The sequence below is a fragment of the Streptomyces sp. ATCC 21386 genome (assembly GCF_018728545.1).
In the GTDB taxonomy this organism is placed as follows: Bacteria; Actinomycetota; Actinomycetes; order Streptomycetales; family Streptomycetaceae; genus Streptomyces.
On sequence record NZ_JAAVVL010000001.1, the window covers coordinates 3,349,933 to 3,363,414 of the forward strand.

Sequence of the window (13,482 nt, forward strand, 5' to 3'; positions counted from 1 at the left end):
CTTCGCGCCACTCCCCCGAGCCTACGGGCTGGAGTAGGGTCTGCGGCCTGAGCCCGTCCCGCGGATCATGCCGTGGACGGGCATGCCGGTTCCGGCGTCCGCGGTTCGCTCCGTGGGACGGGTCCCGGGCCCGGGGGAGGGGGAACAGCATGGGAGACAAAGGTGACCGGAGCGGCGTCTGCGGGGTGGCGTGCCCGGACGCGGCTCGTGGCCGCGGTGCGGTGGGGCAGGGCGCGCCGGGACGCGGCGCGGCGGTGCGGGTCACGGCCATAGCGAGCCTGACACCGCTGGAGGAGCTGGAGGCGGACCCCTTCCTGGTCGACTCCCGCAGCCAGCACGCCATGTGCGCCCGCTGGGCGGCCGAGCGCGGCTATGTGGTCACGCGCGAGCTGCTCGTACGCGGTCTGCGCCCCGATCACTGCGCCCTGTGGTCCGACGTCGACGCCGGCCTGGTCGATCTCTTCGTCGCCCCCAGCCACCGTGTCCTGGAGCGCGCCTTCGCCTCCGTGGACGACTTCGCCGCCGAGTGCGCCCGGCGCGGCATCCGCGTCGAGACCGTCGGCCACGCCGAACCCGCCTACGACGCCCAGATGAAGGCGCACGTCCACCGCCGCCTGTCCATGCCGACGGCGGGTTACGACGGCCGCTGAGGGGCTGGCGGTGCCTCTTCGAGCGCCGGGCAGCTTTTCAAGGGACGCGGGGAACTGCGCGACCAGCCACCGAGGACCCGCGTCCCGCGACGCACGGCACGTCCCGACCCCTGCCCGGCCCGCCACGGGCCATGCCCCCGTGCCACCCCGTCATGCCACCCCGGCGCCCCCACCCCCTATGACAGGCTGACCCCAGGACCGTGACGGTAAAGGTGGCCAGAACGTGGGCGGTGGTCGTTGGCGGAGGGTGCTGAGCGGCGTCTGGCGGATGCTCGCCGTATGGGCGGTGTCCACCCTGACCATGCTCGTGCTCGCGGGCGCGCTGCCCGACTTCCGGCTCCGGTCCGAGAGCGACGAGAGCGCCACGCAGATCGCCGTGACCGCTGCGTTCGGCGCGGGCGCCTTCGGTCTGCTGTCCTCGCTCGTGTGGCCGCTGCTGGTGCGGGCCCTGCTGCTGGTCCCGGCGCTCGTCCTCGGCCTGCTCGTCTTCTTCCTGAACGGCTCCCTGCTTCTGCTCGCCCTGCGGCTCAACCCCTCCGGCCAGGGCGGCGCGGCCGCGCCCGAGACGGCCGTGGTCGTCGCGGCGGTGATGTCCGCCGTCGCCTCCGCCACCGGGGGCGCCCTCGCCGTACGGGACGACGACGCCTACCGGCGCCGTCTGTACCGCCTGGCCGACCGCCGCCGCGGGCACGCCGACCGCCGCCCGGGGCCCGCCGGACCCGGCACCCTCTTCCTCCAGCTCGACGGCGTCGGCCACGACGTGCTGGTGGCGGCGGCGGAGAAGGGGCTGATGCCCACCGTGGCCGCGTGGCTGGGCCTGGCGCCGCCGCCCGCTTCCGCCGGCATCGCCCGCCCCCGGCCCACGCACCGGCTCACCCCATGGCGCACCGACTGGTCCAGTCAGACCGGCGCCAGCCAGCTCGGCATCCTGCACGGCACCAACCACGACGTGCCGGCCTTCCGCTGGTACGAGAAGGAGACCCGGGAGGTGATGGTCTGCAACCGGCCCTCCAGCGCCGTCGAGCTCCAGCGCCGGGCCGTCGACCGCACCGGCGACGGCGGTCTGCTGACCGTCGACGGCGCCAGCCGCGGCAATCTCTTCAGCGGCGGCGCCGAGCAGCTCGCGCTGGTGCTGTCGATGGCCGCCCGCCGGGGCAGGCGCAACCGGTCCCGCGCCGGCTACTTCGCCTACTTCTCCGACCCGGCCAACGCCGTCCGCACGGCCATGTCCTTCGTCGCCGACGTCCTGCGGGAGATCGGCCAGTCCACCCGGGCCCGGATGGCCGAGCAGCGCCCGCGCGTCAAGCGCGGCGGGCTCTACCCGTTCATCCGGGCCTTCGCGACCGTCGTCGAGCGCGATGTCGTCGTCGCCGCGGTGATCGGGGACATGTTCGCCGGCCGGGCGGCGATCTACGCGGACCTGGTGGCGTACGACGAGGTCGCGCACCACTCCGGACCGCACAGCCGGGACGCCGCGAAGGTCCTCGAACGCCTGGACCGCTCCCTCGCGCTGATCGCCCAGGTCGCCGAACACGCCCCGCGCGCCTACCGGATCGTCCTCCTCTCCGACCACGGCCAGAGCCCCGGGGAGACCTTCCTCGGCCGCTACGGCCTCACCCTGGGCGACCTGGTCCGCGCCGGCTGCGGCCTGGCCGTCCCGCGCCGCGCCCAGCGCACCCACAGCGGCGCCGAGGCACGCGCCGCCGTACGGGCCGCGCTGCGCATCCCCGTCGAGGAGGGCATCGAAGAGCACCGCCCCACCCGCCGCTCCGAGCCCATCACACTGGCCTCCGGCAACCTCGGCCTCGTCTCGTTCCCGGACGTCCCGCACCGGATGAGCCGTGAGGAGATCGACGCCCGCCATCCCGCGCTGCTCTCCACCCTCGCCAACCACCCCGGCGTCGGCTTCGTCCTCGTCCGCAGCGAGGAGCACGGCGGTGTGGTCCTCGGCGCGCACGGCGCGCAGATCCCGATCGACGAGCTGAGCGACGAACACCCGGGTCCCCTCGCCGACTTCGGCCCCGGCGCCGCCGACGCCGTACGCCGCACGCACGGCTTCCCGCACACCGCCGACATCATGGTCAACTCCTCCTACGACCCCGCCGACGGAGAGGTTCTCGCTTTCGAGGAACAGATCGGCTCCCACGGAGGGCTGGGCGGCTGCCAGTCCCGCCCCTTCCTGATGTCCCCGCTGGCCCTCTCCGAGCCGGTGGCGGAGGACGAGCCCCTGGTGGGCGCGGAGCACGTCCACCGAGTCCTCAGACGCTGGCTGAGGGAAGCGGACGGCCCCCAGGTGCCCGTGGCTCAACTGGAGCACACCGAAGGGGCGCGGGGAACTGCGCGACCAGCTACGAACCGACCCGCACCCGCCACCCGACAGAACCCGGCAGACGCCTAGGCATCCCTCGACAGGACCCGGCAGACGCACAGGCATCCCTCGACAGGACCTGGCAGACGCACAGGCGCCCCCGGCCACGGAAAATTCGGCTGCGCTCCCGTGAAGCGGTCACCCACACTGTCCGCGGGCGTCCGCGACGTCCACAGGACCGAATCCCAGGAGCCCACGCCTTGCAGGCAGCCGTCACCGTCACGCCCTCCCGCCTCCCCGAGCTGCTGCTCGGCCTCGCCACCGTGCGCCCCGTCTTCCTCTGGGGCGCCCCCGGCATCGGCAAGTCCTCCCTCGTGCGGGACTTCGCCGAGTCGCTGGGCCTGGAGTGCGTGAGCCTCCTCGGTACGCAGCTCGCGCCGGAGGACCTGATGGGCGTCCCGCAGATCCGCGACGGCCGCTCCGTGTTCTGCCCGCCGGAGGCGATCGCCCGCGACGAGCCGTACTGCCTGTTCCTGGACGAACTGAACGCGGCCACCCCGGATGTGCAGAAGGCCTTCTACTCGCTGATTCTGGACCGCCGTATCGGCAACTACGAGCTGCCGAAGGGCTCGATCGTCGTCGGCGCCGGCAACCGTGCCACCGACAACGCCCTGGCCCGCCCCATCGCCTCCGCCCTGGTCAACCGGCTCACCCACGTCCACCTCCAGGCGTCGGCGAAGGACTGGCTGCTCTGGGCGGAGGGCAACGGGATCCACCCCTGGGTCCTGGACCACCTCACCGACCGCCCGGACCAGCTGTGGTCGAAGCCGCCGAAGAGCGAGGAGCCGTTCTCCACGCCCCGCTCCTGGCACATGCTCTCCGACGCGCTGCACTCCTTCGGAACCGACCTCGACGAGGAGACCCTGAAGGTCCTCGCGCACGGCACACTGACGCCCGCGCACGCGGTGGCCTTCTGCGGCTACGTCAAGATCGTGCGCAGCCGGTTCGGCATCGAGGCGATCCTCAAGGGCGAGGCGGGCTGGCCCCACCGCGTGGAGGACCGCGACCTGCTGTACTACCTGGCCGACTCCTTCCGCGGCCGGCTGATCAAGGAACTGCCGGTCAGCAAGCAGCACATGTCCGCGAACGGCCGGCAGACCGCGTACCGCGCCAAGTCCCTGCTGGTGCGGCTCGCGGAGATCTCCGTCGAGGTCGCCCAGACCGTCATCGCCGACGACACCGACGGCAACCCCGTGCTGCCCGCCTGGTTCCTGGTCGAGGCGGCCCGCGACATGCCCCGACTGGTGGAGGCGCGCCGGTGAGCACGGCCGGCGGCAAGGGCCGGGGGAAACGGAAGACACAGCGGGACCTCGCAGCCGAGGCGTTCGAGGCGGGGCTGGAGGCGGTGCGGCGCAACTCCGCGCTGCGGGCGGTCGGGTTCAGCGTCTGCCGCAAGGAGAAGTGCGACCTCGCGCCCCGTGAGGGCCTCGTCCGGGTCGACTCCGAGGGCGTGCTGCACGCGCACCCCGACCGGCTCGCCGCCCCCGACGCCTGGGCCTGGGCCATCGCCCACGCCGCCCTCCACCTGGGTTTCGGACACGTCCCGCCGGCGCAGGGCGAGCCCACCCAGCCCGACCGGTTCGACCTCGCCGCCCGCTGCGTCGCCGTCAACCGGTTCCTGCTCACCTTCCCCGTCGGCGTGACGCCCGAGCACCTGCCCGCCGGCTACCCGGACGGCGACGAGGAGCGCCTCGCCGCACGCTGGCGCCGTGACGGACTCCCGGCGGCGTACGAGCACTGCGGCACAGCCGGCGGGGAGCCCGACCAACTGCTGCTGCCCTGGCCCAAGTGGCTGGGCACACCCACGGACTGGCAGCTCGCCTTCGCGCACGCCCTCACCCGCACGATGTCCGCCGCGATGGACATGGCCGGCGGCCGCCGGGAGTCCCTGGAGGACGAGCCGACCCGCATGCGGCCCTGGGAGAAGGCGCTGAGCTGGTTCATCTCCTCCTACCCGCTGCTCGGCGGCATCGCGGCCGGCATCCGGATCGTCGCCGACGTCGAACTCGCCCACGCCCACGGCATCTCCGTCGCGGCCGTCGACGCGGAGGCGGGCGAGATCTACCTCAACCCGCTCCGCCAGTTCGACGACGAGGAGTGGCGGTTCATCCTCGCCCACGAGATGCTGCACGCCGCCCTGCGTCACGGCGACCGCTGCGGCACCCGCGACCCGTTCCTGTTCAACATCGCCGCCGACTACGTCATCAACGACTGGCTGCGCGAGATGCAGGTCGGCACCATGCCCGAGGGGCTGCTGTACGACCCCGAACTGACCGGGCTGTCGGCCGAGGAGGTCTACGACCGGATCGTCGGCGACCTGCGCCGGATGCGCAGGCTCGCCACCCCGCGCGGCAAGGGCGTGGGCGACATCCTCGGCGGTCCGCTCGGCTCGCCGCGCGACTACGTGGACCTCGACGAGTTCTACCGCCGGGGCCTCGCCCGGGGCTTCGACCTGCACGAGCGGCAGGAACGCGGCCTGCTGCCCGCCGGTCTGGTCGAGGAGATCCGTGCCCTCAGCCATCCGCCCCTGCCCTGGGACGCACAACTCGCCCGCTGGTTCGACGAGTTCGTACCCAGCCCTCAGGCCGTACGCACCTACGCGCGCCCTTCGCGCCGTCAGTCCGCCACCCCCGACATCCCGCGCGCCGGACGGTACTTCCCGCCCGAGGAGATCGCCCGCTGCACCTTCGGTGTCGTCCTCGACACCTCCGGTTCCATGGACCGGACGCTGCTCGGCAAGGCGCTGGGCGCGATCGCCTCGTACGCGGCGGCCCGGGACGTACCGGCCGCCCGGGTCGTGTTCTGCGACGCCGCGCCGCACGACGCGGGATACCTGCCGGTCACCGAGATCGCCGGGCGGGTACGGGTACGCGGGCGCGGCGGTACGGAACTGCAGCCGGGCGTCGATCTGCTGCACCGCGCCGACGACTTCCCGCCGGGCGCGCCGGTCCTGGTCATCACGGACGGCTGGTGCGACGTGCTGCGGGTACGGCGGGAGCACGCGTATCTGATCCCCCAAGGTGCTCGCCTGCCGTTCACCGCGCGGGGGCCGGTGTTCAGGGTGAGATGAGCCTCGTACCCGCCGGAGTGTGATCGGATGGGGGCACGGAACCCCGGCGACGGGATCCCCGTGGCGGAGACCCCCGCAGCGGAATCCCCCGCGACGGGACTCCGGCATCGTGACTGACAGGAAAGGACTCATCGTGGCCACCACGCGCACCGCACACACCGTCTGGGAAGGCGAGCTGCTCAAGGGCACCGGCACCGTCACCTTCGACTCCTCCGGCATCGGTTCGCAGCCGGTGTCGTGGCCGTCGCGCGCGGAGCAGGCGAACGGCAAGACCAGCCCCGAGGAGCTGATCGCGGCCGCCCACTCCAGCTGCTTCTCCATGGCGCTCTCCCACGGCCTCACGGGCGCGGGCACCCCGCCCACCCGCCTGGAGACCAAGGCCGACGTGACGTTCCAGCCGGGCGAGGGCATCACCGGCATCCACCTCACCGTCCGCGGCGAGGTCCCCGGCCTCGACGCGGCCGGCTTCCAGGAGGCGGCCGAGGGCGCAAAGAAGAACTGCCCGGTCAGCCAGGCCCTGACCGGCACGACGATCACGCTGACGGCCGAGCTGGCCTGACCGTCTGCTTCGTGCGCCCCGTCTCCGCCCCATTGACAAGAGCCCACTCAAGTTTTGTGCTGGTGGTGGGAACACTTGGCGGACCTCGCGGATCCTTGCGGACTCCGCTGGAAGGGGACGGCGATGGGGCGTGCGGTCGGGATCGATCTCGGGACGACGAACTCGGTGGTGGCCCTGCTGGAGGGCGGTGAGCCGACCGTCGTCGTCAACGCGGAGGGACAGCGGACCACACCGTCGGTGGTGGCCTTCGCCAAGAACGCCGAGGTGCTCGTCGGCGAGATCGCCAAGCGGCAGGCCGTGACGAACGTGGAGCGCACGGCGCGCTCCGTCAAACGCCACATGGGCGACGCGAGTTGGCGGTTCCCCACGGAGGGCTCCGTGGACGGCACCCGCTACCGGGCCCAGGAACTGTCCGCGCGCGTGCTGCAGAAGCTGAAGCGGGACGCCGAGTCGTACCTCGGGGAGGACGTCACCGACGCCGTCATCACGGTGCCCGCGTACTTCGACGACGCGCAGCGGCAGGCGACGAAGGAAGCGGGGGAGATCGCGGGCCTGAAGGTCCTGCGGATCATCAACGAGCCCACGGCGGCGGCCCTCGCCTACGGCCTGGACCGGGGCGAGGAGCAGACCGTCCTCGTCTTCGACCTCGGCGGCGGCACCTTCGACGTCTCCCTCCTGGAGATCGGTGACGGGGTCATCGAGGTGAAGGCCACCAACGGCGACACCCGGCTCGGGGGCGACGACTGGGACCAGCGGGTCGTAGAGCATCTCGTCCAACGCTTCCGGGGGCAGCACGGCGTCGATCTCGGCCGCGACAAGATGGCGTTGCAGCGGCTGAGGGAGGGCGCCGAGCGGGCCAAGATCGAGCTGTCCAGCTCCTCCGAGACGTCGATCAACCTCCCGTACGTCACCGCCTCCGCCGAAGGCCCCCTCCACCTGGAGGAGACGCTGACGCGCGCCCAGTTCCAGGAGCTGACCGCCGACCTGCTCGACCGGTGCAGGACGCCGTTCCACCAGGCCGTCAAGGACGCGGGGGTGAAGCTCGCGGCGATCGACCACGTCATCCTCGTGGGCGGTTCGACGCGGATGCCCGCCGTGAGCGACCTGGTCCGGGAACTCACCGGCAAGGACCCGCACAAGGGGGTGAATCCCGACGAGGTGGTGGCGGTCGGCGCCGCGCTCCAGGCGGGCGTCATCCGGGGCGACGTGAAGGACGTCCTGCTCCTCGACGTCACCCCGCTGTCCCTGGGCATCGAGACCAAGGGCGGCATCATGACCAAGCTGATCGAGCGCAACACGACGATTCCCACACGCCGTTCGGAGATCTTCACGACGGCGGCCGACAACCAGCCCTCGGTCGGCATCCAGGTGTACCAGGGCGAGCGGGAGATCGCCGCGTACAACAAGAAGCTGGGCGTCTTCGACCTCACCGGGCTGCCGCCCGCGCCGCGGGGTGTCCCGCAGATCGAGGTGGCCTTCGACATCGACGCGAACGGCATCATGCATGTCTCGGCGAAGGACCTCGCCACCGGCCGTGAACAGAAGATGACGGTGACCGGCGGCTCCGCGCTCCCCAAGGACGACATCGACCGCATGATGCGGGAGGCCGAGCAGTACGCCGACGACGACCGCCGGCGCCGTGAGGCCGCCGAGACCCGCAACCACGCCGAGCAACTCGCCTACCAGACCGAGAAGTTCCTCCGCGAGAACGAGGAGCGCGTCCCCGCCGACAGCAGGGCCGAGGTGGAGTCCGCGGTGGCGGAGGTGAAGCGCCTCCTGGAGCACCCCGAGGACACCGCGTCCCTTCGCGCCGCAACCGACCACCTCTCCACCGTCAGCCAGCGCATGGGCCAGGCCATGTACGCGGCGGCCGCCGGCCGGGCCGAGACACCGCCCTCCGGCCCGGCCGGCCGGCGGAACGCGACCGAGGAAGAGGACACGACCGTGGTCGACGCGGAGATCGTGGACGAGGAGAAGGGGCCGAAGGGCGGGGCGGCGTAGGAAGGACCCGGCGGCGGCAGGAAGGCGCGGGAAGGCGGGCGGCCCCACGCTCCGGGTCGACGGGGGCGGCGGCCGCCCGCTCGCCGGGCACGGGCCGGGACCGCGGGGCCGTCCGTCTTCGCGGCGTCGCTTCACCCGCGTCCGCCGCGACGGCGGCCGGCGCTCCTGGCGGGTGGCGGCCGTGCCGACCCCGGCGTGCCCGGCGGAGGGGCGGGTGGCGCTCAGTATGTGTCGCGGTACCGCTTCAGGATGTCCCGCGTCGCCTCGGCGGAGGCGGCGTGTGCCGCCATGTGGTCGAGGACCTCGAGGTGGAGGGAGACCTCGCTGCGGGAGTCGAGGTAGAGGGCGCCGGTGAGGTACTCGCTGTAGACCATGTCGGGGAGTTCCGGTTCGGCGAAGCGGAAGAGGGAGAAGGGGGCGTAGGTGCCCGGGTGGGGGCCGCTGGCGAACTCGCAGACCTGGAGGCTCACATGGTCCTTCTCGGTGACGTCGAGAAGCCGGTCGATCTGGTCGCGCATCACGTGGGAGCGGATGCTCACCGGCCGCCTGAGAGCCGTCTCGTCCATGATCACCCACAGGTGCGGCGGATTCTCCTGGGTGAGGAGCTTCTGTCTCGCCATCCGTAGCGACACATGCCGTTCGATGCTCTCGGCACCGGTCTGCCCGACCGTCCCGGCCTCCATCACGGCCCGCGCGTATTCCTCGGTCTGCAGCATCCCCGGCACGAAGTGCGGCTCGTACTGCCGGATCAGCTGCGCCGCGCCCTCCAGGCTGACGTACACGCTGAACCAGTCGGGCAGCACATCGTGGAACCGCTGCCACCACCCCGGCTTGTTCGCCTCCTCGGCCAGCGTCACGAACGCGGCGACCTCGTGGTCGGCGACCCCGTACGTCGTCAGCAGCACCTGGACGTAGGGGATCTTGAGAGCGACGTCGGCGGTCTCCATGCGCCGTACCGTCGCCGGGGCGACCCGGAGGACGCGTGCCGCCTCCTCGCGCTTGAGCCCGGCGGCCTCCCGTAGTTCCTGGAGCCGTTTTCCGAGCACCACCTGGCCCACGGTGGGCGCGGCCCGCCGCTCACTCACGCCACGCCTCCCCACGTGCTGAGATACCCCAACAGTCTGTCATGCCCCGGTGGCACCGCCCAGGGGTGGCCGGAACGCGATGCTCCAGCGGCCTCGTGGCCCGACGATCCCGCAGGGTACGGGGTGCCATGACCTCGGAGGTAATCGACCGGCGTCGGCACCGCGCGGCAAGGTGGGGTCACCGAGGTTCTCCGACCGCCCCTCGGGGCGCTCGGGGCCTCCGGTCCTCCCGTTGCCCGCCCCACCACCTCCACGGAGCGTGATCTGCCATGTCCCTGACTTTCGTGGCGACGGCCCGGCTCGCCGTACTGGCCCGGACCACCGACCCCCGCACCATGCTGCGCCGCTTCCTGGCCGCCGACGCGGCGGTGACCGGGGCGAACGGGCTCGCCTACCTCCTGGCCTCCGGCCCCCTCGGCCGCTTCCTCGGGGTCGACCCCGGGCTGCTCCTCGGGCTCGGCGCGTTCCTCACCGTGTACGCGGCGGGTGTCGCCCTGCTCGCCGCGCGTGAGCGTCCGCCGGCGCTGCCCGTACGGGTGGTGATCGAGGCCAACCTCGCCTGGACGGTCCTCAGCCTCGTCTCCCTGGTGCTGTGGCTGACGCCGAGCGCGGCGGGTGCGGTGTGGACGCTGCTCCAGGCGGTCACCGTGGCCGGGTTCGCGGCACTCCAGTACCTCGCCCTCCGCGCGGCCGACGACCGTACGGACACCGGCTGACCGTCAGGACATCAGCCCGTGCATGTACTTGACCGTCGCCGGGTCCGCCGGGAGGAACGTCTCGATGGCGAGCTCGGCCACGGTCACGTCCAGAGGGGTGTTGAAGGTGGAGACCGAGGAGATGAACGACAGCACCCGGCCCTCGTGCTCGATCCGCATCGGCAGCGCGAAGTATGCGCTCGCCTCCGCGCCGGGCCCCGCCCCCGCGTCCCCGGCGGTCTCGTCCTCGGGTGTGCCCGGCGGCAGCGGATACGCCGCCACCTCCTCGTAGAGCGCCCGCAGCGGCTCCGAGCGGTGCAGCGCGGCCTGGCGCTCCATCTGCTCCAGGAGGTGCCCGCGCCAGGCGCGCAGATTCCGGATGCGCGGCGCCATGCCCTCGGGGTGCAGCGTCAACCGCATCGCGTTCAGCGGTGGCACCAGCAGTGACTCGGGGATCCCGTCGAGAAGCATGGCGATGCCCCGGTTCGCGGCCAGGACGTCGTACGTCGCGTTCATCACCAGCGCCGGGTACGGCTCGTAGCCCTGGATCAGCCGCTCCATGCCCTCCCGCAGCGCGCCCATCGACGGGTCGTCGAGCGGCGTCTCCGGGTAGTGCGGGGCGTAACCCGCCGCGAGCAGCAGCGCGTTCCGCTCCCGCACGGGCACCTCCAGGTGCTCGGCGAGCCGGAGCACCATCTCCTCGCTCGGGCGGGAGCGGCCCGTCTCGACGAAGCTGATGTGCCGCGCCGAGGAATCGGCGCGCAGCGCCAACTCCAGCTGGCTGACCCGACGTCGCTCCCGCCAGGCCCGCAGCAGCGGGCCCACGCCCTGGACGGCGGGCGTGGTGGGACGGCCCGGGGCACCGGTCGGGGAACTGGTCATCGGGACACTGGTCATGCGGAGAACGTAACCGAGCCGGTCGAGGCGTGGCGTGCCCGGGCTCCTGACCAGGGACCCGGCCCTTGGTCTGTGGCACGCTGGGAGGGACCGGACGTCACGGAGGGGACCTCCCGGAAGGAGTGGGTCATGCCCGTCGAACCCTTGTCGCAGAAGGAGATCGAGGACCGGCTGACGGAGCTGCCCGGCTGGTCGCTGGACGGGGACCGGATCGCCCGTTCCTACCGGCTGGGCTCGCACTTCGCGGCGACCGCGATGGTCGTGCACATCGCCCAGGTCCAGGAGGAGCTCGACCACCATTCCGACCTCACCCTCGGCTACAACACGGTGTCGCTGACCATCCACACCCACAGCGTCGGCGGCGCCGTCACCGAGAAGGACTTCGAGCTGGCCCGCAGGGTGGAGGCGCTCGCCCCCGGTCACGGGGCGAGCTGAGGCGGGTGCTGGACTACGACAAGGAGGCCGGCGCCTACGACGCCCTGCGGGGCGGCGAGCCCCGGGCCGAGGCCGCCGCCCACGCCGTGCTCGGCCTCGTCCCCGAGGGCGCCCGCCGACTGCTCGACATCGCCTGCGGCACCGGGATCGTGACCCGCCGCCTCGCGGCTGCCCGGCCGGGGACACGTGTGACGGGGGTCGACCTCACGCATGCGATGGCGAGCCGGGCCGCCGCCCGGCTGCCGGGCTCCGTCGTGATCGGTGACGCCCGCCGACTCCCGTTCCGCGACGGGGAGTTCGACGCCGTCACCAGTGTGTGGCTGCTGCATCTGCTGGGCGGCCCCGGGGATGTGCGGGCCGTGGTCGGGGAGTGTGCCCGGGTGCTGCGCCCCGGTGGCGTCTACGTCACCACCGTCGACAAGGCCGCCTCCCACAACGTGGGCAGCGACATCGACGTGGTACTCGCCCCACGGCCCCGGGCGCCGGCGATGGACCCCGCGGACGCGGTCGAGAAGTACGCCGTCGCACACGGTCTGCGTGCCGCCGGGCAGGCTCGTTTCCCCGGGCGCGGCCAGGGCCGCAGCCCCCGCCGCACGATCGCCGACCTGCGCCGGGGCTGGTTCGTCACGCTGCCGCCCGGCGATCCGCTGGCCGACGGCTTCGCGGCGCGCCTCGCCGCCCTGCCCGACCAGGATCGGCCGCGCCCGGACCCGGAGTTCACCCTGCGCGCGTTCCGGAAGGCCGCCTGAACTCCATGATCCAGTTGGTCAGCCAGGTCGCCCCCTCGTCCCGTGAGAACGCCTGCTCCCAGCGGGCGGAGGTCGCGGACATCCCCGACCACACGAAACGCACCCGCACGTTCTCGTCGTCGTGGGTGTCGTCGCCGTGGAACACCCCCCGGCCGCCCTCGAACCGGCCTGTGACCGGCGGGAACAGTGTGCCGGTACGGCTGGAGGACCAGCTCAGCGACCAGGTCCGCGCCCGTGGGTCGAACAGCCGCAGGGTCAGCCCCTTCGAGCCGAGGTGCGGCATGTCGATCTCGTCGATGTTCGCGGCCCCGTCGAAGAGGGGCCAGCAGCGGCTGGTGGAGGTGAACTCCTCCCAGTCGCCGTCCGGCGCGAGGAAGTCGGTACGGCGGCGGTGGTGAGCCTCCCACGCGCCGTGGAAGAAGTCGAAGTCGTGCGGGCCGCTCATCGCCGACCTCCGGCGAGCGTCGGGGTTCCGGTCGTCCCGGCGGGCAGGGAGTCGCCCAAGTAGGCGTCGAGGTCCGGGAGTTCGGGGGCCAGGACGTGCCGTACCCAGGCGTCGCGCTCGTGCTGGATCGGCGGGAGTTCCCAGACGCAGCCGATCCACGGCCGGTCGGTGGCGACGAAGTGCGTGGGGTCGGTGTCCGGGCAGCCGAGCACCGGCTGGCCCGCCGCCGCTCCGGCGAAGTGCAGGACGTTGTCCCACACCCAGCTGTAGACGTTGAGATAGGCGCCGGTGTCGCCGCCCCGGTGCAGCACGACGAAGGTCGCGGGCGGTGTGGTCCCGTCCGGCTCCGGCAGCAGTGCGGGAAGGAGCGTGTACGCCGCCTCCGCGACCTCGGGCGCGATGCCGGCCGGGTCGGCCGTGACGTGGTAGCGCTTGATCCGTCGGCCGGCCGCCTCGACGGGCGGCGGCACGGTCAGCAGTTTCTCGGTGAAGGGCATGGCGGCACGTTAGGGCCGCTTCACTGACATC

The 13,482-nt window shown here is 72.6% G+C and carries 13 protein-coding genes; 9 read left to right on the plus strand and 4 right to left on the minus strand.

The features are described from left to right. Positions 1-149 precede the first annotated feature (149 nt). The 6 genes from GWK25_RS14645 (at position 150) to dnaK (ending at position 8,648) form a co-directional block, all read left to right on the plus strand. Entirely contained in the window at positions 150-650 is a 501-nt protein-coding gene (locus GWK25_RS14645; protein ID WP_251828866.1) for a hypothetical protein, read from the plus strand. Positions 651-873: 223 nt separating this feature from the next. After that, the gene (locus GWK25_RS14650) at positions 874-3,048 is read left to right on the plus strand and encodes a phage holin family protein (protein ID WP_374200613.1); all 2,175 of its coding nucleotides are present in this window, start codon (positions 874-876) and stop codon (positions 3,046-3,048) included. A 170-nt stretch (positions 3,049-3,218) separates the two neighbouring features. Then, positions 3,219-4,280, plus strand: a complete 1,062-nt coding sequence (locus GWK25_RS14655) for an ATP-binding protein (RefSeq protein WP_215450646.1) — start codon at positions 3,219-3,221, stop codon at positions 4,278-4,280. Continuing rightward, entirely contained in the window at positions 4,277-6,088 is a 1,812-nt protein-coding gene (locus GWK25_RS14660; RefSeq protein WP_215450648.1) for a hypothetical protein, read from the plus strand. Before GWK25_RS14655 ends, GWK25_RS14660 begins: the two co-directional genes overlap by 4 nt. Before the next feature lie 133 nt (positions 6,089-6,221). After that, on the plus strand, positions 6,222-6,647 hold the full coding sequence (locus GWK25_RS14665; RefSeq protein WP_012999567.1) for an OsmC family protein: 426 nt from the start codon (positions 6,222-6,224) through the stop codon (positions 6,645-6,647). A gap of 123 nt (positions 6,648-6,770) precedes the next feature. Next, positions 6,771-8,648 carry a molecular chaperone DnaK gene (gene dnaK, locus GWK25_RS14670; protein WP_215450650.1) on the plus strand — a complete coding sequence of 626 codons (1,878 nt, stop codon included), beginning with the start codon at positions 6,771-6,773 and terminating at the stop codon, positions 8,646-8,648. Between the two features lie 221 nt (positions 8,649-8,869). Here dnaK and GWK25_RS14675 read toward each other — a convergent pair whose 3' ends face one another. Next, positions 8,870-9,733: a helix-turn-helix transcriptional regulator gene (locus GWK25_RS14675; protein ID WP_215450652.1), complete on the minus strand. Its 864-nt coding sequence runs from the start codon at positions 9,731-9,733 to the stop codon at positions 8,870-8,872. A gap of 269 nt (positions 9,734-10,002) precedes the next feature. On the opposite strand from GWK25_RS14675, the gene GWK25_RS14680 reads away from it, so the two are divergent. Continuing rightward, positions 10,003-10,449, plus strand: a complete 447-nt coding sequence (locus GWK25_RS14680; RefSeq protein ID WP_251828867.1) for a hypothetical protein — start codon at positions 10,003-10,005, stop codon at positions 10,447-10,449. Positions 10,450-10,452: 3 nt separating this feature from the next. On the opposite strand, the gene GWK25_RS14685 is transcribed toward GWK25_RS14680, so the two are convergent. Next, positions 10,453-11,310, minus strand: a complete 858-nt coding sequence (locus GWK25_RS14685; RefSeq protein WP_215457380.1) for a helix-turn-helix domain-containing protein — start codon at positions 11,308-11,310, stop codon at positions 10,453-10,455. 144 nt (positions 11,311-11,454) lie between these two features. On the opposite strand from GWK25_RS14685, the gene GWK25_RS14690 reads away from it, so the two are divergent. Next, positions 11,455-11,760: a 4a-hydroxytetrahydrobiopterin dehydratase gene (locus GWK25_RS14690; RefSeq protein WP_215450654.1), complete on the plus strand. Its 306-nt coding sequence runs from the start codon at positions 11,455-11,457 to the stop codon at positions 11,758-11,760. 5 nt (positions 11,761-11,765) lie between these two features. Further along, positions 11,766-12,509: a class I SAM-dependent methyltransferase gene (locus tag GWK25_RS14695; RefSeq protein WP_215450656.1), complete on the plus strand. Its 744-nt coding sequence runs from the start codon at positions 11,766-11,768 to the stop codon at positions 12,507-12,509. On the opposite strand, the gene GWK25_RS14700 is transcribed toward GWK25_RS14695, so the two are convergent. Next, positions 12,478-12,954, minus strand: a complete 477-nt coding sequence (locus GWK25_RS14700) for a hypothetical protein (RefSeq protein WP_215450658.1) — start codon at positions 12,952-12,954, stop codon at positions 12,478-12,480. The genes GWK25_RS14695 and GWK25_RS14700 overlap by 32 nt on opposite strands. Then, positions 12,951-13,451, minus strand: coding sequence for a hypothetical protein (locus tag GWK25_RS14705; protein WP_215450660.1), 501 nt, complete (start codon positions 13,449-13,451; stop codon positions 12,951-12,953). Before GWK25_RS14705 ends, GWK25_RS14700 begins: the two co-directional genes overlap by 4 nt. Positions 13,452-13,482 lie beyond the last annotated feature (31 nt).

What these genes read in the sequence shown, in the direction of transcription:
- GWK25_RS14645 (WP_251828866.1), top strand. Translation starts at nt 150, where the DNA reads ATGGGAGACAAAGGTGACCGGAGCGGCGTCTGCGGGGTGGCGTGCCCG.
- dnaK (WP_215450650.1), top strand. Translation starts at nt 6,771, where the DNA reads ATGGGGCGTGCGGTCGGGATCGATCTCGGGACGACGAACTCGGTGGTG.
- GWK25_RS14680 (WP_251828867.1), top strand. Translation starts at nt 10,003, where the DNA reads ATGTCCCTGACTTTCGTGGCGACGGCCCGGCTCGCCGTACTGGCCCGG.
- GWK25_RS14685 (WP_215457380.1), bottom strand. Translation starts at nt 11,310, where the DNA reads ATGACCAGTTCCCCGACCGGTGCCCCGGGCCGTCCCACCACGCCCGCC.
- GWK25_RS14690 (WP_215450654.1), top strand. Translation starts at nt 11,455, where the DNA reads ATGCCCGTCGAACCCTTGTCGCAGAAGGAGATCGAGGACCGGCTGACG.
- GWK25_RS14700 (WP_215450658.1), bottom strand. Translation starts at nt 12,954, where the DNA reads ATGAGCGGCCCGCACGACTTCGACTTCTTCCACGGCGCGTGGGAGGCT.
- GWK25_RS14705 (WP_215450660.1), bottom strand. Translation starts at nt 13,451, where the DNA reads ATGCCCTTCACCGAGAAACTGCTGACCGTGCCGCCGCCCGTCGAGGCG.